The following is an 18,038-nucleotide window of genomic DNA, read 5'->3' on the forward strand; positions in this document are numbered from 1 at the left end:
GAGCTGGTCAGCCGTGATGGAGAAGTCTCCCGTGCGAGCCCTCTTGATATGGATGCCGCGCGTCCTCGCGCTGGCGTTCGCCCTGTTTGTCTCCGCCTTCGCCCTCGACGTCTTCGACGGACGCGGTGGGCCCGATCTGATCGCGTCGCTGACCACACATCTGGCGCCCGCCGTCGCGGTGCTGGCCGCCGCCCTCATCGGCTGGCGCTGGCCGGTCGCCGGCGGCGCCCTGTTCGCGCTTCTTGGAGCCGCCTACGTCCTGCTGGCAGGCCCGGGTCGCCCGATCAGCTGGTACGTCGTCATCGCCGGCCCGGCCTTCATCGTCGGGCTGCTCTACATCGTCAGCCAGGTTGCCGGATCGCGCGCGAGACCAAACTAGACCGGCCGATCCCCGACGATCGTCACCCGCTCCATCCTGCGCACGACCGGCCAGTAGTCGCTCGCGGCATAGTGCTGGCTGGCGCGGTTGTCCCAGAAGGCAATCGCATTGGGCGACCAGCGGAAGCGGCACTGGTATTCCGGGATCGCCGCCTGGGCGTAGAGGTGCGCCAGCAAGGCGTCGCTCTCGGCCTTCTCCATCCCGACGATATGCAGCGTGAAAGCCGCATTGACGTAGATGCAGCGGCGACCGGTTTCGGGATGGGTGCGCACCACAGGGTGTTCCGCCATCGGGTACTTGCGGTTCATCTCCTCGATCTGCTCTTCCGACATGCCGCGCTTGCGCATGCCGGCGCGGAAGTGGGTGAAGTCGTGCACCGCGACGGCGTTGTCGATCTTCGCCTTCACCTCGTCCTTCAGGCCGTCGTAGGCGGCGTACATGTCGGCGAACAGGGTGTCGCCGCCGACGGGCGGCAGTTCGATGGCCCGCAGGATCGAACCCAGCGAGGGCTCCAGCCGCCAGGTCACATCGCTGTGCCAGGTGTTCTCCTTGCCCCGGTTCTTCTCGTCGTGGGTGATGGCGAGGACTTCCGGATAGCCTGGCTTCTGCGGCGCGAACGGATGCACCTCCAGCTCCCCGAAATTGCGGGCGAAGGCCAGATGCTGGTCGGTCGTGATGTCCTGGTCGCGGAAGAACAGCACCTTCCAGTCAAGCAGCGCCTGGCGCAACGCCTTGACCGTGGCGGCATCGAGAGGGCGGGTCAGGTCAACACCTTCGACCTCGGCGCCGATCGTCGGCGTCAGGGGCACAAGGGTGAGATCCTCGATCACGAGGCTGCGGACGAGCTGGTTCACGCGGATGTCCTCCCGTATTTTCGGGCATTATGTTACCATGCGGTTTCATTCGGCAAGCGCCGACCGTTCCGCTAGACCTGACCCATGACCGCAGCCGCCGCGCCTGTCCGAAAGAAGCCCCGCGTCGACGCCGTCGCGCGTCGGGACGAGTATGTGCGGATCGCAGCCCGCGTCCTGCTCGAGAAGGGCCTGCATGCCGCGACCATGCGCGACATCGCCGACGCGGCCGGCGCGGCCAAGGTGCTGGTCTATCGCCTGTTTCCGTCCCGCGAGGCATTGATCGAATCCGTGTTCGACAGGGTCGCGGACGCCATTGAGGCGGCCTACGCCGCGCCCTGGGAAGGCTATGGCTCGATGGTCGCCAGAGTGCTTGAGACGGCCCGCGAAGAGCCCGCCCCTTTCCTGCTGGTGTTCCGCAACTGTCGTGCAGGGCAGCCCGAGTGGGAGGCGCGCCTGAGACTGCTGCTGGCGCGGACCTCCCTGCCCCTGTTCACGCCCGGCCCTGACGCGCCTGCCGGAGCCGACGAGCGGGCGGAAAAGGCGGCCGGGGCCCTGTTCGGCCTGTTCCTCGACAGCATGATCCGATGGCTTGAGGACAGCGACGGCCTGACCGATGCTGAACGCATCCGCTGGTGGGGCCGAATGGTGCGGGAAAACCGGGCGGCCGGCCGCGAGGCGTATCGGCTGGATTGACTTGCGCCCCCCCGGGCGTCGATCTTCAAAGCAATCAAGAAGAGACCAGAAGGAAGCGCCCGTGATCCCCGGACTGATGCAGGACGTCCCGTTGCTGACGACCGCCATTCTGACTCATGCCGAAACCGCGCATGGCCGGGTGGAGGTCGTGTCGCGCACGGTCGAGGGGCGTGTTCATCGTTACGACTACGCCGGCATGGCGGCGCGCACGCGGAAGCTGGCGCGGGCGCTGCAGGGGCTGGGCGTGACGTCGGGCGACCGGATCGCCAGCCTCGCCTGGAACACGCACCGGCACATGGAACTGTTCTACGCCGTGCCGGGACTCGGCGCGGTGCTCAACACCGTCAATCCGCGCCTGTTCGACGAGCAGATCATCTACGTGCTGGAGCACGCCGAAAGCACCGTGCTGTTCTACGACCGCACGTTCGCGCCGCTGGTCGAGCGGCTGGCGGATCGCCTGCACACCGTGAAGACGTTCGTGCTGCTTTCGGACGCCGACAGTCATGACGCCGGCACGGTCGGAGCCTTGAACTACGAGACCCTGCTGGACGCGCAGTCGGGTTCGGCGTTCGCCTGGCCGCGGCTGGACGAGAACGCCGGGGCTTTCCTCTGCTACACCTCGGGCACGACGGGCGATCCCAAGGGCGTGCTCTACAGCCACCGGGCGGTGGTGCTGCACGCCATGGCCGCGGGCCTGGCCAGCGCGTTCGGCCTGACGGCCTTTGACGTAGTCATGCCCTGCTCGTCGCTCTACCACGCGACGGCATGGGGCCTGCCATTCATCTGCCCGATCAACGGCTGCAAGCTGGTGCTGCCGGCCGAGAAGATGGACCCGGCCAGTCTGCAGGAGCTGATCATCGGCGAAGGCGTGACCTTCTCCGGCGGCGTGCCGACCATCTGGACCATGTACCTGGACTGGCTGGCCCAGACGGGACAGACGGTCGGCGACCTCAAGCGGGTGATCATCGGCGGCTCGGCCGTGCCCCGGGCCATGGCAGAGACCTTCAAGGTCAAGCACGGCGTGCAGGTGCTGCAGATCTGGGGCATGACCGAGACCTGCCCGCTGGGCGTGGTGGCCACGCCGACGCCGTCGATCACCGCCCTGGGAGAGGATCAGGTCGACGAGATCATCTGGACCCGTCAGGGCCGGCTGCAGTTCGGCATCGAGCTGAAGATCATGCTTGAGGATGGCAGCGAGGCCCCGCGCGATGGCGAGACCAGCGGCGCCCTGATGGTGCGCGGGCCCTGGACCATCAAGCGTTACTTCCGCAAGGACGCCGATGCGCTGGATGACGGCGGCTGGTTCGACACCGGCGACATCGCCACGCTCGACGAGCACGGCTTCATGCGCATCACCGACCGCGCCAAGGATGTGATCAAGACTGGCGGCGAATGGATCAGTTCGATCGATCTGGAAAACATCGCCGTCGCCTGCCCGGGCGTGAAGATCGCGGCCGTCGTGGGCATTCCGCATCCGAAATGGGAAGAGCGGCCCCTGCTGGTCATCGAAGCCCACGAGGGCCGCACGGTGACCCGCGACGAGGTGCTCGACTACCTGCGCCCGCGCATCGTCAAATGGTGGATGCCCGACGACGTGGTGTTCGCCGCCGTGCCGCTGACGGCGACCGGCAAGATCGACAAGAAGACGCTGCGCACGGCCTGGAATAACCACCTTCTGGATTGATCAGGCGCGGGTGACGGTCCGGGTCAGGGACGCCATGCGGCGCCCGGTGTCACTGCGCACCAGCACCCTTACCTTCACGGGACCCGAGGCCTCGCCGACGTAGAAAAGCGCGCCGACGTCTCCGCGCGCGTCGGACGCGAGGTGGGCCAGCACGCCGGAGGCTGTTACGCCCGCGCCTTCCGTCGAGACGACATGGCGGGCCCCGACCGGCGCGCCATCTTCCGCCAGCAGGGCCTCGCGCACCCCCGGCGCCACCGTCGCCCCCTCCGGCGAGAGAACCTCGACCGTGGTCGTGAACCGCCGGTCACGGCGGCGGGGATTGTAGAGCACCTGCAGATCGATCCCCCGTCGGTCGGGATCGGTGACGGTGTCCAGCCGGAGGCGGAGTTCATGCTCCCGCCAGGCTTTCCACAGCTGCCAGATGAGCGAGGCGTGGCCGGCGGCCGCGCCCAGCTTCACGATCAGCTCGACTTCAGAGGTCATGGCCATCGACGTCTCACTCCACGCTCATGGCCAGGATACGACTGATATGGGCGAACGGCGCGCCGCTCTCCGCCGCCCAGGCGCTGAAGGCCGCCTGAATGGCGCGGCGGGCTGTCTTCGTTTCCGGCGCGCCGTTGATGACGCCTTCACGGACCAGGGCCTTGACCATGTCCTGCGACGTCACCCAGCCGTCCCGCCCCATGAACCGCATGGCCATCATGCCCGCATTGCCGCCCAGTCGGTCGCCCCGGGCCTTCAGCATGTCGAGCAGGCCGATGTAGTCGTCCGCCGGCCAGGTGGCGAACACCGAGGCCGCCGCGCCATGTTCGCGGGCCAGATCCACCAGCAGCGCCGCGTTGTTGCGCACGGCCGCGACCTTGGCGCCGTTGCGGATGATCCGCCTGTCTTTCAAGAGCTCGTCGAGATCCTCGTCAGACATCATCCGGCAGCGCCCGGGGTCGAAGCCCCAGAAAGCCTCCTCGAAGCCGGGCCATTTCTTCTCGACGACGCTCCAGGAGAAGCCCGCCTGGAAGACGCAGCAGCTGATCGTCGAGAGCCAGCGGTCGTCAGGGATCGCGGCGAGCTCGGCGGCCGTCTTCACTGCCGGCAGCAGGGCGGTCAGCGCGGCCTCGCCGCCCTTGCGCGCGGCGGCCACGGCGCGGATGTCGGCAAAGGACTTCAGGGTCGGCCTCCGTGCGCCGTCGTCGCGCGGCCGAAACTCAGCCGGCCAGGCAACGCCAGATGCGGCGTGGTGCGCTCGATCAGGGTGACGCCACCGAGCGTGAAGGTCGCCTCACCGCCGCACTGACCAGCTGTGATGTGGTGGATCCGCCCGCCGCCCATAACGATATGGACGCCGCGAAGCTTGAGCGACACAGCCGTCCGGAAGGGCAGCCGCCCGAGATTCAGCCCGCCGGCAAGCAGGTCGATGTGGGGCTGCTGTGACGAGGAGATCTTGTGGTCCAGCAACGGGAACGGGATCAGCCTGTCCGGATCGGTCCGGCTGGCCGCCTTGATGTCGCGGACGGCCTCGACCCTGTCCCAGGCCGACTCGAGGATGTCGTCCAGACCGATCTGGAAAAACTGATCCAGCGCCCCGGCGACCGATTTCATCAACGTCTTGCGGGTCAGCGGCGGCAGGCCTGAGCCGGCGTGCTCGACAGCCTTCCGCACCGCGTTCATGTCGCAGCTCTCGGCGATCGGCGCCGCAGGGTCGGCGCAGAAGAACGTCTTGAGGGTCAAGGGCCCGGCGCTCATGCCGTCCCTCCGGCCCGGGCGTCGGAACCCGAGAAGGCGATCGAGAGGTCGCCCGGATCGATCGCCACGCGGGCCTGAACCGTCGGCGCGCCCCATCGGGTGAAATGACGCGCAAACCAGGCTCCGAGGCCGAGCGTCAGCAGCGATAGCAACAGGCCCAGACCGCCGATCGGCGGTGACGGCTGCGGCGGCGCGACCGGCATCCAGCCGGTCTCCAGGGGATTGGCGGGCGCGGCAGGCGGCGGCGAAACCTCTGCCACGGGCGGCGGCGCGGGCATGGCCGAAGGCAACGGGGTCGGCCGCGCCGGGATCGAGGGGTCGGCGGCGGGCGTCTTCACCGATGACGGCGCCGTCGCGACGGCTGTGGGACGAGGCTGCGCGGGAGGCTGGGCCCCGTCCGGAACCGGCGGCGGCGTCTCGCGCGGCGGCGGCGCGGCGGGGACCCTGGCCGGCTCCGGCGTGACGGCCGGTGGAGTCGGCGCGGGCTCGGCGGAAGGGGCCGCCGCGGCCTGTCGAGCCGCCTCCTCCTGTTCCCGCTTCTTGCGGGCCTCCTCTTCCTTCTTCTTCGCTTCGGCTTCGCGCGCCTTTTTCGCGAGCCAGCCCAGTCCGCCGATGACCGCGCCAGCCGTGTCGAGATCGGAACCCCCGTTTCCGCCGCTTCGCTCCCGCGACGGGCCCTGCGACGGGCGACTCTGGGCGGCGGCCAGCCCCGGCGTGGCCGCCAGAATGATCGCCAGGATCAGGCCGCCCGGACGCCGCATCTATTCCGCCTTCACCAGGCCGGACGACACATTGATCCTGACCCGGGCGACGCTCCGGGCAGGCGACGGCCCGCCGTCTGGCGGCATGACCGAATAGCCGAACGTCAGGAGCAGGCCGCGCTTCGGGTCATAGCTGCTCTTGAGCGTGGCGAAGTCGATGCCCGCGAAGCCGGTATGCCCCTGATCGCTGACCAGCCGGCAAACGAAACTCTCCGGGTCGTCATTGCCATAGAACAGGATCAGCAGGTGCGCGCTGCAGCAGGCCGGCTCTCCGCCCGTGTCCAGCGCCGCGACCCTGACCCGACCCTGATAGAAGCTTCGGGCGTTGCCCTCCCAAGGCTCGATGATGTTGGCGGCGCTGTCGGTGACGCCGTCACAGTCGCGGACAGTCACGGCAAGCGCGGGCGAGGCAAGGCCTGCGGCTGCCAGAATTGCTGCGAAGGCAAGAGTTTGCCGCATGCCTGTCTCCCCCGTCCTTTGCCATCCTGCGTCGTTGAGCGCGCGAGGGCTAGTCCGGATATCGACGGTCTCCCGCAACGATGAGCCTACTTCCTGCCATTCGGCCGTCCCGCTAGGCTGCCGTCAGAAACCGGGCGGGCTAGCGCGATGCGGCGATGGATCTTGGGGATCGGGCTGGCGCTGATGTTGGCGGGCGGGGTCTGGCTGCGCCTGACCTACGTTCACTACTTTCCCCTGACGCCCGACGAGATCGGCGGACCGCCCGCAGCGCCTGCCGTGCTGGCGCCCTTTGGCGATGATCCGCCCGTGCGGGACCTCGAGGACTGGCGTTCACGGCGGGCGCCCTTGCTCCGGGAAGCCTTCGCGCGCGACGTCTATGGCGCCATGCCGCCGCCGCTTCCTGGAGCCGTGCTCACGCGGCTTGCCCTGCCGGCGGAGCGACCCGACCGGGGCGCACGACTACAGCAACTGACCGTCGGATTCGGTCCGGACGGGGCGCGCGGGAAGGTCAATGTTGTCCTCGCCATGCCGCCGTCGGGGACGCCGGTGCGGGCCCTGATCGTCATGCAGACGTTCTGCGGAAACGCCGCCGCGCTCGGCGGTCGATATCCGCAGGTCCGCTCCCTGACCCCGCCGCCGAAGTATTGCGAAGGGCCGATGGCGGTCGCCAGCCACATCATTCTTGGTCGCTATCCCGACGGCCCGCCGCTGAAACGTGTGATCGACCGCGGCTACGCGGTAGCCATCGCCTATGGCGGCGATCTGGTCCCCGACGACGCTCGAAGCGCCCCGCCTGCCCTCGCCCGACTCTATGGACCGGGCGTCCCGCCTGGCGGGGCGCTGGCCGCATGGGCCTGGCTCTATGGCGAACTGGGCGAGGTGCTGACCCGCGAACCCGGCCTGACCACCGCGCCCGTCGTCGCCTGGGGTCATTCGCGCAGCGGCAAGGCCGCCCTGCTCGCCGGCGCGGTCTATCCGTCGATCGCGGGCGTCATCGCTCATCAGTCCGGGCGCGGCGGGGCGGCGCTGACCCGAAGTTCAACGGGGGAATCGGTCCGGCAGATCACCGACGCCTACGCCTACTGGTTCGCGCCGCGCTTCGCAGACTGGGCCGGCCGTGAGACGGACAGCCCTGTCGACCAGCACCAGCTGCTGGCGCTGATCGCGCCCAAGCCGGTGTTGATCGGCGCGGGAAACCGTGACCGCTGGGCCGATCCGGCCGGGATGTTTCGCGCCGTTCAGGGCGCCAATCCGGTTTACCGGCTCTACGGCGCGCCGGCTTTCACCCAGACGAAGCTCGCCGACCCGGACCTCCGCAAACTACAGGCCTTCTTCATGCGTCAGGGCACGCACGGCGTGACGACACACGACTGGACCCTGTTTCTGGATTTCCTTGACGCTCACTTCCCGGCCAGAACGGTCCTGAAACCGCAAGGCGGTGGCTAAAAACCGCCCCGGGATCACGGAATGGAAGGCTGCAGAGTCTGCTTCGCCGACGTCGGGTGGCGCGAAGAAGGATGGCGGAGACGGTGTCCGCCGCATCACCTTCCCCGACCATCCCGAAGTGTACGCAGTTGCCGTTCTTGGTAAGGCGTTTTCTGCACCCCTGTGTTTCCGCGTCCCAAAATGTCCACTACAATCCGACATCAAAGGTGGGGCCGAAGGTGGGGCCGGCGCGGGATTGAAGATGGCCAGGACCCTCAATCGAATAAAGTCGAAGCAAGTTGAGAGCCTTGGCGTTGGCCGCCATGCCGACGGTGGCGGGCTCTATCTTGACCGTGACAGCCAGGGCCGTTCTCGCTGGCTGTTCATGTGGAAGCGGGCCGGCAAGCGCCGGGAGATGGGCTTGGGCGCAGCCGGCAAGGGCGGCAAGTCCTTGGGGGAGGTGCGCCTGGCCGCAGAAGCTGCACGATTGATAGTCAAGGCGGGTGGAGACCCAATTGAGGCTCGTAAGGTGGTCCCTTCGGAGCCGACACCCGTTCCGACCTTTGGCGACGTCGCGGACGAATTCGTCGCTTCCTTGTCGCCGCAGTGGCGTAACGCCAAGCACATCGGCCAATGGGGCATGACGCTCAAGACCTATGCGTCTGCGCTCCGCCCGATACCGGTCGATCAGATCGACACGTCAACCGTTCTGGAAGCGTTGCAGGCCATCTGGCTCGAAAAGCCTGAAACCGCTTCTCGGCTTCGCGGTAGGATCGAGCGGGTGCTCGACGCGGCGAAGGCGAAGGGCTTTCGAAGTGGGGAAAACCCGGCGCGGTGGCGAGGGCACCTCGATCACCTGTTGCCTCGGCGCCAGAAGCTCACGAGGGGCCACCATGCCGCCATGCCCTACGCGGACGTGTCGGGGTTTGTCGCGCTCCTGCGCGAGCGCAAGGCGGTAGCGGCCCTTGCGCTGGAGTTTTTGATCTTGACCGCAGCCAGAACCGGCGAAGTCTTAGGTGCCCGTTGGGGCGAAGTTAATCTGCAAGCTGCCCTCTGGACCGTTCCAGCAAGCAGAATGAAATCAGGACGCCAACACCGGGTGCCCTTGAGCATACGAGCTGTCAAAATCCTTGAGGCCGTGCTGCCGCTCGCCGAGGGCGGTGCCAAGACTGCCAGTTCATTCGTCTTTCCGGGCCAGGGACCGGGCGTGCCGCTCTCTGGCATGTCCCTCACCATGCTGATGCGAAGGATGGAGGTGGGAGTAACGGTCCATGGGTTCCGTTCTTCATTTCGGGATTGGGCGGGAGAAGCTTCAACATTCCCCAGAGAACTCGCCGAGGCCGCCTTGGCCCACACGGTGGGTGATGCGACGGAGCGTGCCTACAGGCGCGGTGATGCGCTGGAGAAGCGTCGCAAACTGATCGAAGCGTGGGCGGGTCATTGCGAGCCAAAAGCCGCCGGCGACCGCGTTCTCCCGTTCAAGAAAACCCGAGGAAAGGTCGATGTCCAGTGACGTCCGGCGCGGATTGCAGTCGTGTGTGTTGGTCGTGTTATGAACCAATCGGACGCACGCTCAGACCGTCCTGCTTGGCATTCGCAGCGCCGCGTCCTCTACGCAGGTTTGCGCGAACACGGAGCGTCGATGATGGCTGAAGTCGATGTCCGGACACCGGGCGTATGTTGAACGACTGTGAAGTGCCGACAAGTGACCTCATGCGCGAAGCCGGTCTGTTTGTGCCCATACCGCCCCACGACGAATTGCCAATCCCGCGCGGGAAACTCGATCCGTCTTTACCTGAAGTCTATCGCGATCTTTTCGAGTTCCTCGTTTCAGATCTGATTTCTATACCGAACACGCGGGAATTTCCTCCGCAATACAAAACTACGTTCTTGAAGAGCATTGCGAGTTTTAGAGATACATTCGACCGATGCTTGCTGGGTGATCCAGCATCTCTAGCGATTTTGCCACGACGAATAGAAAAATTCCTTAGCTATTCGATTGGCTACTACGGCTCATCGGGGCCCTTTCATGAGGGCTTGGCCTTTGCCACTGCGGCGGCTCGTGCCGCCCAACACGTCGTCTTGAAACGCAAGGTTCGTCGCCCTGCGAAGAGGAAACCCGATAGGAGCCTAGACGACGCCGAAATCAGAGACCTCATAAGGATCGAAGGCGACCTTATCGGTAAGCCTGTGACACTAAAACGTGGCGCTGAAATCGCAATGAAGGCGGACCCGGCTATCAGGAGGGAGAAGGCCCGAGAGCTTACGAAAAGCGTGTACCCAGATGAAGGACCGGGGCCAAAAGGCCCAAGGAATCCTGCCGCCGGATAATTGTGCCATGGAAGAAAATTGACCGGCACAATTGCACATTTCGACAAGTCTAGCCGCGTGTGAACAATCCGAGACCGTCTTCAACAGAAGGAGGCGGCTATGTCCGACCTTGAAATCGAAGCGTCTCAAACAGTCCAGCCAAGGGCTTATCGAATCCGGGATTTCTGTCGCGTCTTCGGTCTTTCCCGGAGCACCACGTACGCGTTGATGGCTCGCGGCGAGCTCGAGTCCGTTCTCATTGGAGGTCGCCGGCTGATTCCCGCCGACGCCGCCGAACGCCTGCTCCGGCTTGGGAGCGTGTAGTCATGGACTCCAATGGAAAAGATCCCGTCGCCGTTGGAGCGGCAGACGGGATCCGGGGTGCTTCGCTTGGCAGCTGGCCCCAGAAACCTACCACCGCCCCTTCCGACGGCAAGTTCTTCCTGTCCCTTCGGCTATTCCCCCTCGACAGTTTCATCGAGGCCGTGGAGGCCGCGAAGGAGCGCCCGGAACGCCGGAGACTGATCGGTGGCCGTCGATGAGCGCCATCTCGGAAATCGATATCAGCCGGACGATCGCCTACACTGAGGAGCGACGTCGCCAAGAGGAGCTTGATCGGCAGCTGGCGGAATTTCCCGCAATGTCCATGGCGGGCTGCATCGCCAGTGGCCCCAGCGGAATTGCTCTTTCGAAACTCCTTCATGTTCATTTCCCAAACGCCCGGCGTGCCGAAGTCTACCTAGCAATCGGCCTGGCGGTTGCAGGCCTTCAAGCCGAGTTGACGATCGGGCGAATGGAGCTGGATTGCCTCAGACAGCCGGGTGCTGAATCGTGATCAGCGCCGCCCAACTTCAAGAAAAGACCTTTCAACCGCTGCGGTGGATAGTGCCAGGCATTGTTCCCGAAGGCCTGACGATCATCGCCGGCAAGCCCAAGCTCGGAAAATCCTGGTTGGTGCTCGACGTAGCGCTAGCAGCGGCTGAAGGCGGATTTGCTCTCGGCGACCGGAACTGCATTGCCGGTGATGTGCTCTATGCCGCACTCGAGGACGGCGAGCGCCGGCTGCACGACCGCCTGAAGAGGGTCTGCCGCGCAAAGGTATGGCCACGTTCACTCACCTTCGCAACCGAGATGCCCGGCCTCGCCGACCGCAGTCTGGATGAGATTAGAATATGGGTGGCGCGGGCGACAAATCCGCGCCTGATCATCATCGACACCTTTGCCAAGGTTCGCCCAACCAAGACCCGCGAAGAGACGCAATATGACGCCGATTACCGAGCAGCGGGCTTGCTCAAGACCTTCGCCGACGAGACCGGCGTCGCGGTCGTGATCGTCCACCACGTCCGAAAAATGGAGGCCGAGGACCCGTTTGACACGGTCAGCGGGACCAACGGCCTGACAGGGGCAGCGGATACAATCTTGGTGATTAGACGTGACGCGGGCGGCGTCACCCTCTTTGGGCGGGGGCGCGACGTCGAGGAGTTCGAATTCGCGGTGGAGTTTCAGAAAGATATTTGCCGCTGGCGGGTCCTTGGCGATGCCGGCCAGGTCCACAGGACCGACGAGCGCAAGGCCGTGGTCGACGCTCTGGGTGCCCATGGCGAGCCCATGACCGCGAAAATGATCTCAGACGTCACCGGCCACCCCTATCCGGCTACCCGCAAACTCTTGTTCCGCATGGGACAGGACGCCGAAGTCGTGAGGCCCAAACGCGGTTTCTACAGTCTGCCCGAAAACGGGTCTTCCTTGTCTAACCATGAGGAACATGAGGAACAAAGGAACAAGTGACGGGGTGTTTGTTCCATTGGTCCCGGTGTTCCGGTGATAGGAAGCGGCGCTGCATTCGCTCGATGCCGTTTCGAATTTCCTCAGCGGTGCATGCAGGGCGAGAACGGATTTCCGGTGCCTAGCGGGCGGTCAGACTGGGTCGGCAATGTGTTCGCCGAGCATGCACGAACCAGCCAGCTGACTCGACACCGCGCCTGCGCGCTCTGGTCAGAAACGCCTACGCCGCTGACGCACCGCGCAGAGGCATTCGCGGGGTGTGTTCAGCGTCCGGGGCTGCGTCACGGTGAGCGTGCTTTCATACGGTCCGCGGCGCAAAGCGTGAGATATTTAGTTCCGAGCGACCAGTGAGGTTCTGCCGCCCCGTGTGAGCTTTGGCTTCGGGGTCAAGCGAAGCGCTCCGAACTGACGATTCAACGGCTTTTGTTTGGATTCTTGGGGGTGCCAGCCCGACTGCTGTACTCCCTAAAGTTGCCTGACTTCTCCAACCCCATTTGGCCCCTGATCGGACGTGGCGGCGTGTAGGTGCAGCGTGCAGGTGCAGCGTGCAGCTGCAGCATGCAGGTGCAGCATGCAGGGCATTCGAGTGGGGACTCCCGGGGCGAAGGAGTGAATGAAGGCAGTGCACTTCTCGTGCGTACCCTGAACGCCTTCACAAATTCAGCTAAGCGCCATATGCGGACTTTGACCCGCTGACGCCAAGCAGACGTTCTGAGCGTTAGCGGAGGGTGGCGAGCGGACATTGCGGCGGTCGCCGCCAGATAAGTGCCATGCGCCAGGAGCGGACATTCCGTCACGCCCACAATGCCGACATTGCCGGCGCCTCGCCGCAGTCGGCGGCAAATGATGCTAGCTGTCGCCACCACCCGATTTTTTGCTGCCTTCGGCGATAAAGCCGTCTCCCAACCCTGGTCGCAGTATCCCGACCGCAGGATTCGAAATCGCGCCGAGTACTACCAACCCTCGCCGCGAAGCTTTCCCTCGTCGAGAACCAGGATCCGGTCGCAAAGCGCGAGGCTCTCGGCGCGATGGGCGATGATCAGGGTGGTGCCCGACCGGGTCCGGAGGCGCCCAAGGATCGCGCGTTCAGTGGCGATATCGATGGCGCTGGTCGCCTCGTCGAGCACCAGCAGGTTGCCGCCGCGCAGCAGGGCGCGAGCCAGCGCCAGGCGCTGTCGCTCGCCGCCGGAGAGCAGCACGCCCCGTTCGCCCACGATGGTGTCGATCCCCTGGGGAAGGCCGGCGACAAGGTCGGCGGCGGCAGCGGTTTCCAACGCGGCCCAGAGCGCAGGCTCGTCAGCGCAACGGGCGCCCCAGACCAGATTCTCACGCACGCTGGCATGAAACAGATACGGGTCCTGCGCGACGTAGCTGACATGATCGCGCCAAGCGGCGGACATCGACCCTGAAAGCGGTACCTTGTCGATGCAAACCTGGCCGGACTGCGGTTGGATCAGACCCACCAGCAGATCGGCCAGGGTCGACTTGCCGGCGCCGGACGGGCCGGTGAGTCCGAGCATTTCACCGGCTGCGAGGGTGAAGCTGATATCGTCGACCCCAGCCAGGCCGTCTTCCGCACCGCCGCCATCGCGCGGGGGATGGCGAAAGGTGACTTTCTGGAAGGCCACGGTCGCGGCCGGGCCGATATCCGGCAACCTTCCCGACGAGGCTTCCTGCCTCCCGGCTTCCAGCTCGCCAGCCAGGCGATTGACCTGGTCGTAGGCCGGCAGGGTGTAGGCCAGCTGTTGCAGCGCCTGTTGGATCTGTGTCGCCGGACCGCCCATCCTCGTGAGGATGAGGATGATGGCGGCAAGCAGCGGCAGGGGCGCATCCAGCCAGCCGAATCCGACAAGGGAAACCAGGGCGGCGGCGGCCAGGGCCACGCCCGATACCGCCAGGCGCGCCGCGCTTTGCTGGCGAAGGAAGGCCGTTTGGCGATGGCGCACCTCGCTCAACTGCGCCTCGAACCGCTCGACGAACCGACCCTGCTGGTTCTGACTGGCGGCCAGCTTGAGCCCGCCGAGAAACCGCCCCGCCGTCTCGGTGAGATCGAGATTGGCGCGGGTGACCTGACTCCCGAGGCTGTGAGCTCGCCGCAGTAGAACACCCAGCGCGAGCCCGCCGCCGCCGAGCAGGGCCAGCGCCATTACGCCGAGAACGGGGGCGAGCGACAGCATGATAACGGCCTGGGCCGTCAGCATGACGACCCCGACCGAGGCCTGGATCACCACATGGGCGGCCTGACCAATGCGCTGAACGTCCTGCCCCAGCGCCTGGTTGACCCGGGCGTGGCGCATCGCCGCAACCTGCGCCCAGGGGGCCGCCGCGAGGGCGCGGGCGATCCGCGCCCGTTGCGCCTCGGAAAAGCCGATCTGAAGGGAGGAAAGGGCCGCGTCGCGATTCCAGATCACCACGGCGCGGACCGCCCACAGGAGGGCCAGGGCCGCCAGCAGCCCGGCCAGACGCCCCAGTGGGGTGTCGATGGCCAGCGATTGAAACAGGTGCTCGGCGACCTGCCCCGGCCAGCCGCCGGGCCTACCAGCCGCGACGGCCAGGAGCGGAACAATCAGGGCCAAGCCGCCCGCCTCGGTGACGCCGGCCGCGAGCGTCAGGGCGGCGGCGGCGATCCCCCTTCGTCCCGCGAAGGCGATGAAGTCCCGTGCAAACACCCTGGCCTGGGACAGCATGGCCGCCTCACGCGAACTCATGGACCGGGTGGCGCGACAAAGGTGAGCCTGCGCCATAGCCAACAACCAGGTCGCAGGATCAGATAGATGAAATGGAGAGACCGGGGCAGCGGCAAGCGACGCATCAACGGCCAATCGACGAAGGCAAGCCGCAACGCGCGCGCGCGGTAGGCCGGAGTGTCCTTCAACCGCCAGAGATACAGCTGGCTCCAGATCAGACCGAAGCGCTTGTCATCAAACTCAGGACCATGGAGAGCACCGATGCAGTGGCGCTCCAGCAAAGTGAGACGCCGGTCGGCGTCCAGGCGTGCGACGAGGTCGGCGGGTACGGGCAGGCTCCAGAGCCGACGACAGAGCTGGAGCGCCAGACCCGCGGCTCGTTCCGCGTCTCTGGTCCGGGCGGCTTCGTACAGACGGGCGATGTCCTCCGAGCTCCTTCCCGACAGCATGGCCTGAATGTCCGCCAGCCATTTCAGCCTGAACCAGCGGGACACGGTCCCGTGGGTACAGAGGTAGGCGAAGAGATCGTCCTCGCCCAATGTATGAAACACCGTCCCCCCAAGGGTCACCTTGCGCGAGGCGTCCGCGACTCTCAGTGGCGCGATGAGGTGGCGATTGTTGATCAGGCCATGATGCAGCTCCACCACAAAGCCTGTCGCAGGGTGGCGGAAGATCGTATCCTTGACCGTGTCGAGCCAGAGGTCAAACCAGGGGCCGTCGCAGGCTGGCGGGCCGGCGATCATATCATAGCCGTCCGCCTGGAGCTGCCCGATGGCGCGGGAGGCATCAGTCGGAGCGACCCAGACGTCGAGGTCCTTGGATTGACGAAGCCCGGGCGTACCGTAGAGCAGGAGGCTAAGCACCGGCCCCTTGACCACGGCCATGGCGATACCCTCGGCGGCGCACAGAGTCTGCAGACGCGCGGCCTCGGCACACAGGCCAAGCGCGTTGCGTACGTCACGAGACGCCAGCGCCTTCAGCTCAGCCGGCGGATCGATGCCCGCGCAGGTCAGGCCGTCCAGAGCGAGCGGCGCCATGCGGTGGCGGAGGACCATGGCCACGAAGGCGGGCCAGTCTTCGCCGACGAGGTCCGCAGCCTGCCGCACGCCTGCATCGCGCTCAGCCCCCCGCGGCCAGCGGGCGCAGGCGACCAGCAGGCGAAACGACGGCGACGACAACGGATCGGGGACGATCATCGCCTCCTTACAAGCAAGGCATGGGCTGGCACCAATCGAACTGCCTCACAGTCCGACGCCGTCAGTCGCGGCTGGGATAGTCGCCATCCAGGCAGATACAGTAGATCAGGGCCAGCACGGGCTGGCGATTTTCATGCGCCTCACCGCCGCCGGCGGCGCCGAGCGCCTTCTGCGAGAACCCCTCCGTCACCTTCCAGGGATCGATGTCGATATTGGCGAAGTCCAGCTGATTGGTGGTTCGCGCGATCCTGCTGCCGCTGTCAGGCGTATTGGTGAAGTTGGTGCTGGAGCTGGGCACCCTGGCGCTTACCGCATGCTGGTGAGCTGGGATTTCGCTCAGCGTGAGCGTGACGCTCTCCACGCCGCAACGATCGGCCAGTTCACGCTTTGTCAGCCCCGGCCCTTCTCCTGCCCCGACCGCCAGGGTCGACCGCAGGTCGGGCAGCTTGAAGGTCTGCTTGCCGTCGCCACCGAAGCGGTTTGAAATCACCGAAAACAGGGCCTGGTTCTGTGTCACGGACAAATCCGACCCGTCGCACAGATGCCATCCTTCCGGCGCGTAGCCGCAGCTAAAGGCGCGAATCTCGCCGATCAGGGCGTCAGTCATGCCTGGCTCCTCTCAAGGATTGGGGTTGAGCGGCGGGTATGAGCCCGAGATGGCGATGATGTAGTTGATCGCCGCCGACGGCATGGTGTTCTCGTGCGGATTCGCGCCCGGCTTGGCCTGGCCGTTGCCGCCCGCGAAATCCAGCATGTTGGGATCCATCACCTGCACGGTGACGGCGCTCGCGGCCAGATTGGCCTTGCTGTAGAGGCCGTTCACCGTGCCGGCCTGCTTGACCGCGCCCAGCACCCGATCCTTCGGGTCCTTGCTCGTCGCCGGTTGTGCGGTCACGTTGAAGGCGTGAGTGTGCCTTGCTAGGGTCGCCCCGGTGATGGCGACCTTTTCCTCACCTCCCGTCTGAGCAAGGGTGCGGGGCGCTAGGCCGGCGCCGGCCCCCGACCCGATCACGACGCGACCCCGCAGGTCGGGCAGCGCGAAATCGGTCTTTCCATCGCCACCCCACGCCGCGCCGATCAACGAAAAGAGGGCCTCGTGCTCCGATACGGGCAGCTTGGTTCCGTCGCAGAAATTCCACCCCACCGGCGCGTAGTCTCCGGCGAAGAGGCGGATCTCGCCCAGATACGGTTCGCTCATTTCACCCGTCCTGTCGGGGCGGATACTCGCCCTTGATGGCGATGCAGTATCCGATCACCGCGAAGGGCTGCATGTTCTGATGCCCCTGGCCCCCGCCAGCCGGTTCAATCGTGCCTTCCTCCAGTGGGATGAGCGGGTTGGAGGCTTCAGCGTAGATGTTGATCGTCGGATTGCTTCCGGCCGCCGCTACCTTGCCGAACAGCGCGCCCCGGGGCAGCGATGTGCCCACCGGCTTGTCGGCGACGTTCGTCCCATGAACATGGTTGGGCATTGATTTGAGTGTCAGCTCGACGCTTTCGGAACCGATCGTCTCGCCCACCCGGCAGACGGTTCTGCCCTCCAGCCTTGGGGGGCGTTCCCCATCCGACGCAATTGCGCCGACAATCGCCCGCCCACGCAGATCAGGCAGGGCGAAGGTCTTCTTGCCGTCCCCTCCGAACTTGTCGCCCAGCAGGGAAAAAAGCCCCTGATGCTCCTTAACCGACAGTATCGCCCCGTCGCAGGGCGCCCATCCTTGGGGTGCCTTTGGCCAGGAAAACATGCGTATCTCGCCGAGCATCGGCTCCATTGCCGTAGATCCCCCATTTTGGGTTAGAGGCCCGCCATGAACTCATGCATTGCTCATGAGTGATGACCGGTTCGAACGCGCGGAACGTGACTACAGTAGTCAGATCAGTAAGCTTGATCATCGAAATCAGGGACTTGCAACAGGTTTGGCCGGACATGGTTGAGGCGTTGCGCAGATGGTTTGTTCATGGCAACCTGCCTTTCTAGAGTTCGATGGAGCGCCCCATGTCTTTGTCAAAATCGATGATCGAGGACGCGCACTCGGCCGGCAAAGTCGGTGCGGACAGGAAGCCATGGTCG

Annotated in this window: 20 protein-coding genes; 9 read left to right on the plus strand and 11 right to left on the minus strand. The window is 65.6% G+C overall.

The window, feature by feature from the left end; genetic code table 11:
• Positions 1-16: 16 nt before the first annotated feature.
• Positions 17-379 (plus strand): DUF7670 domain-containing protein, encoded by a 363-nt coding sequence (locus ACODSL_RS12485; RefSeq protein ID WP_488901176.1) that lies wholly within the window; start codon positions 17-19, stop codon positions 377-379.
• Here the strand turns inward: ACODSL_RS12485 and ACODSL_RS12490 are convergent.
• Positions 376-1,233 carry a TauD/TfdA dioxygenase family protein gene (locus ACODSL_RS12490; protein WP_488901020.1) on the minus strand — a complete coding sequence of 286 codons (858 nt, stop codon included), beginning with the start codon at positions 1,231-1,233 and terminating at the stop codon, positions 376-378. The genes ACODSL_RS12485 and ACODSL_RS12490 overlap by 4 nt on opposite strands.
• Before the next feature lie 84 nt (positions 1,234-1,317).
• Here ACODSL_RS12490 and ACODSL_RS12495 point away from each other — a divergent pair, with 84 nt between their 5' ends.
• Together ACODSL_RS12495 and ACODSL_RS12500 are read left to right on the plus strand one after the other, a co-directional pair.
• Entirely contained in the window at positions 1,318-1,926 is a 609-nt protein-coding gene (locus tag ACODSL_RS12495; protein ID WP_488901021.1) for a TetR/AcrR family transcriptional regulator, read from the plus strand.
• Positions 1,927-1,987: 61 nt separating this feature from the next.
• Entirely contained in the window at positions 1,988-3,610 is a 1,623-nt protein-coding gene (locus ACODSL_RS12500) for a long-chain fatty acid--CoA ligase (RefSeq protein WP_488901022.1), read from the plus strand.
• Here the strand turns inward: ACODSL_RS12500 and ACODSL_RS12505 are convergent, their stop codons facing one another.
• The 5 genes from ACODSL_RS12505 to ACODSL_RS12525 are packed head-to-tail and all read right to left on the minus strand — an operon-like array spanning position 3,611 to position 6,570.
• Positions 3,611-4,099, minus strand: coding sequence for a hypothetical protein (locus ACODSL_RS12505; protein ID WP_488901023.1), 489 nt, complete (start codon positions 4,097-4,099; stop codon positions 3,611-3,613). It lies immediately after the preceding gene.
• A 7-nt stretch (positions 4,100-4,106) separates the two neighbouring features.
• Positions 4,107-4,748 (minus strand): DNA-3-methyladenine glycosylase I, encoded by a 642-nt coding sequence (locus tag ACODSL_RS12510; protein ID WP_488901024.1) that lies wholly within the window; start codon positions 4,746-4,748, stop codon positions 4,107-4,109.
• A 23-nt stretch (positions 4,749-4,771) separates the two neighbouring features.
• The gene (locus ACODSL_RS12515) at positions 4,772-5,350 is read right to left on the minus strand and encodes a hypothetical protein (RefSeq protein WP_488901025.1); all 579 of its coding nucleotides are present in this window, start codon (positions 5,348-5,350) and stop codon (positions 4,772-4,774) included.
• A complete protein-coding gene (locus ACODSL_RS12520) occupies positions 5,347-6,111 on the minus strand; it encodes a hypothetical protein (RefSeq protein WP_488901026.1) in 765 nt (254 codons plus the stop codon). The genes ACODSL_RS12515 and ACODSL_RS12520 overlap by 4 nt, the downstream gene beginning before the upstream one ends.
• Positions 6,112-6,570, minus strand: a complete 459-nt coding sequence (locus tag ACODSL_RS12525) for a hypothetical protein (protein WP_488901027.1) — start codon at positions 6,568-6,570, stop codon at positions 6,112-6,114.
• 147 nt (positions 6,571-6,717) lie between these two features.
• Here ACODSL_RS12525 and ACODSL_RS12530 point away from each other — a divergent pair, with 147 nt between their 5' ends.
• From ACODSL_RS12530 to ACODSL_RS12555, 6 genes are all read left to right on the plus strand, one after another.
• Positions 6,718-8,016, plus strand: a complete 1,299-nt coding sequence (locus ACODSL_RS12530; protein WP_488901028.1) for a glucuronyl esterase domain-containing protein — start codon at positions 6,718-6,720, stop codon at positions 8,014-8,016.
• Positions 8,017-8,257: 241 nt separating this feature from the next.
• Entirely contained in the window at positions 8,258-9,508 is a 1,251-nt protein-coding gene (locus ACODSL_RS12535) for a tyrosine-type recombinase/integrase (RefSeq protein ID WP_488901029.1), read from the plus strand.
• A gap of 164 nt (positions 9,509-9,672) precedes the next feature.
• Entirely contained in the window at positions 9,673-10,326 is a 654-nt protein-coding gene (locus ACODSL_RS12540) for a hypothetical protein (protein ID WP_488901030.1), read from the plus strand.
• Positions 10,327-10,425: 99 nt separating this feature from the next.
• Positions 10,426-10,629, plus strand: coding sequence for a helix-turn-helix domain-containing protein (locus ACODSL_RS12545; protein WP_488901031.1), 204 nt, complete (start codon positions 10,426-10,428; stop codon positions 10,627-10,629).
• Positions 10,630-10,843: 214 nt separating this feature from the next.
• Positions 10,844-11,140: a hypothetical protein gene (locus tag ACODSL_RS12550; protein ID WP_488901032.1), complete on the plus strand. Its 297-nt coding sequence runs from the start codon at positions 10,844-10,846 to the stop codon at positions 11,138-11,140.
• Positions 11,137-12,093, plus strand: coding sequence for an AAA family ATPase (locus ACODSL_RS12555; protein WP_488901033.1), 957 nt, complete (start codon positions 11,137-11,139; stop codon positions 12,091-12,093). Before ACODSL_RS12550 ends, ACODSL_RS12555 begins: the two co-directional genes overlap by 4 nt.
• Before the next feature lie 950 nt (positions 12,094-13,043).
• On the opposite strand, the gene ACODSL_RS12560 is transcribed toward ACODSL_RS12555, so the two are convergent.
• From ACODSL_RS12560 to ACODSL_RS12580, 5 genes are all read right to left on the minus strand, one after another.
• Entirely contained in the window at positions 13,044-14,777 is a 1,734-nt protein-coding gene (locus tag ACODSL_RS12560) for an ATP-binding cassette domain-containing protein (RefSeq protein ID WP_488901034.1), read from the minus strand.
• 17 nt (positions 14,778-14,794) lie between these two features.
• Complete coding sequence (locus ACODSL_RS12565) at positions 14,795-15,973, minus strand: nucleotidyltransferase domain-containing protein (protein ID WP_488901035.1); 1,179 nt, start codon at positions 15,971-15,973, stop codon at positions 14,795-14,797.
• 61 nt (positions 15,974-16,034) lie between these two features.
• Positions 16,035-16,580, minus strand: coding sequence for a phage tail protein (locus ACODSL_RS12570; protein WP_488901036.1), 546 nt, complete (start codon positions 16,578-16,580; stop codon positions 16,035-16,037).
• Positions 16,581-16,592: 12 nt separating this feature from the next.
• A complete protein-coding gene (locus ACODSL_RS12575) occupies positions 16,593-17,171 on the minus strand; it encodes a phage tail protein (protein ID WP_488901037.1) in 579 nt (192 codons plus the stop codon).
• A gap of 1 nt (position 17,172) precedes the next feature.
• A complete protein-coding gene (locus tag ACODSL_RS12580) occupies positions 17,173-17,739 on the minus strand; it encodes a phage tail protein (RefSeq protein WP_488901038.1) in 567 nt (188 codons plus the stop codon).
• Between the last annotated feature and the right edge of the window lie 299 nt (positions 17,740-18,038).

The organism is Caulobacter sp. FG121 (genome assembly GCF_057809815.1).

Excerpts from the sequence above, each read along its gene's own strand:
- ACODSL_RS12485 (WP_488901176.1), top strand. The coding sequence starts at position 17 with ATGGAGAAGTCTCCCGTGCGAGCCCTCTTGATATGGATGCCGCGCGTC.
- ACODSL_RS12495 (WP_488901021.1), top strand. The coding sequence starts at position 1,318 with ATGACCGCAGCCGCCGCGCCTGTCCGAAAGAAGCCCCGCGTCGACGCC.
- ACODSL_RS12505 (WP_488901023.1), bottom strand. The coding sequence starts at position 4,099 with ATGGCCATGACCTCTGAAGTCGAGCTGATCGTGAAGCTGGGCGCGGCC.
- ACODSL_RS12515 (WP_488901025.1), bottom strand. The coding sequence starts at position 5,350 with ATGAGCGCCGGGCCCTTGACCCTCAAGACGTTCTTCTGCGCCGACCCT.
- ACODSL_RS12520 (WP_488901026.1), bottom strand. The coding sequence starts at position 6,111 with ATGCGGCGTCCGGGCGGCCTGATCCTGGCGATCATTCTGGCGGCCACG.
- ACODSL_RS12525 (WP_488901027.1), bottom strand. The coding sequence starts at position 6,570 with ATGCGGCAAACTCTTGCCTTCGCAGCAATTCTGGCAGCCGCAGGCCTT.
- ACODSL_RS12530 (WP_488901028.1), top strand. The coding sequence starts at position 6,718 with ATGCGGCGATGGATCTTGGGGATCGGGCTGGCGCTGATGTTGGCGGGC.
- ACODSL_RS12535 (WP_488901029.1), top strand. The coding sequence starts at position 8,258 with ATGGCCAGGACCCTCAATCGAATAAAGTCGAAGCAAGTTGAGAGCCTT.
- ACODSL_RS12540 (WP_488901030.1), top strand. The coding sequence starts at position 9,673 with ATGTTGAACGACTGTGAAGTGCCGACAAGTGACCTCATGCGCGAAGCC.
- ACODSL_RS12545 (WP_488901031.1), top strand. The coding sequence starts at position 10,426 with ATGTCCGACCTTGAAATCGAAGCGTCTCAAACAGTCCAGCCAAGGGCT.
- ACODSL_RS12550 (WP_488901032.1), top strand. The coding sequence starts at position 10,844 with ATGAGCGCCATCTCGGAAATCGATATCAGCCGGACGATCGCCTACACT.
- ACODSL_RS12560 (WP_488901034.1), bottom strand. The coding sequence starts at position 14,777 with ATGCTGTCCCAGGCCAGGGTGTTTGCACGGGACTTCATCGCCTTCGCG.
- ACODSL_RS12565 (WP_488901035.1), bottom strand. The coding sequence starts at position 15,973 with ATGATCGTCCCCGATCCGTTGTCGTCGCCGTCGTTTCGCCTGCTGGTC.
- ACODSL_RS12570 (WP_488901036.1), bottom strand. The coding sequence starts at position 16,580 with ATGACTGACGCCCTGATCGGCGAGATTCGCGCCTTTAGCTGCGGCTAC.
- ACODSL_RS12575 (WP_488901037.1), bottom strand. The coding sequence starts at position 17,171 with ATGAGCGAACCGTATCTGGGCGAGATCCGCCTCTTCGCCGGAGACTAC.
- ACODSL_RS12580 (WP_488901038.1), bottom strand. The coding sequence starts at position 17,739 with ATGGAGCCGATGCTCGGCGAGATACGCATGTTTTCCTGGCCAAAGGCA.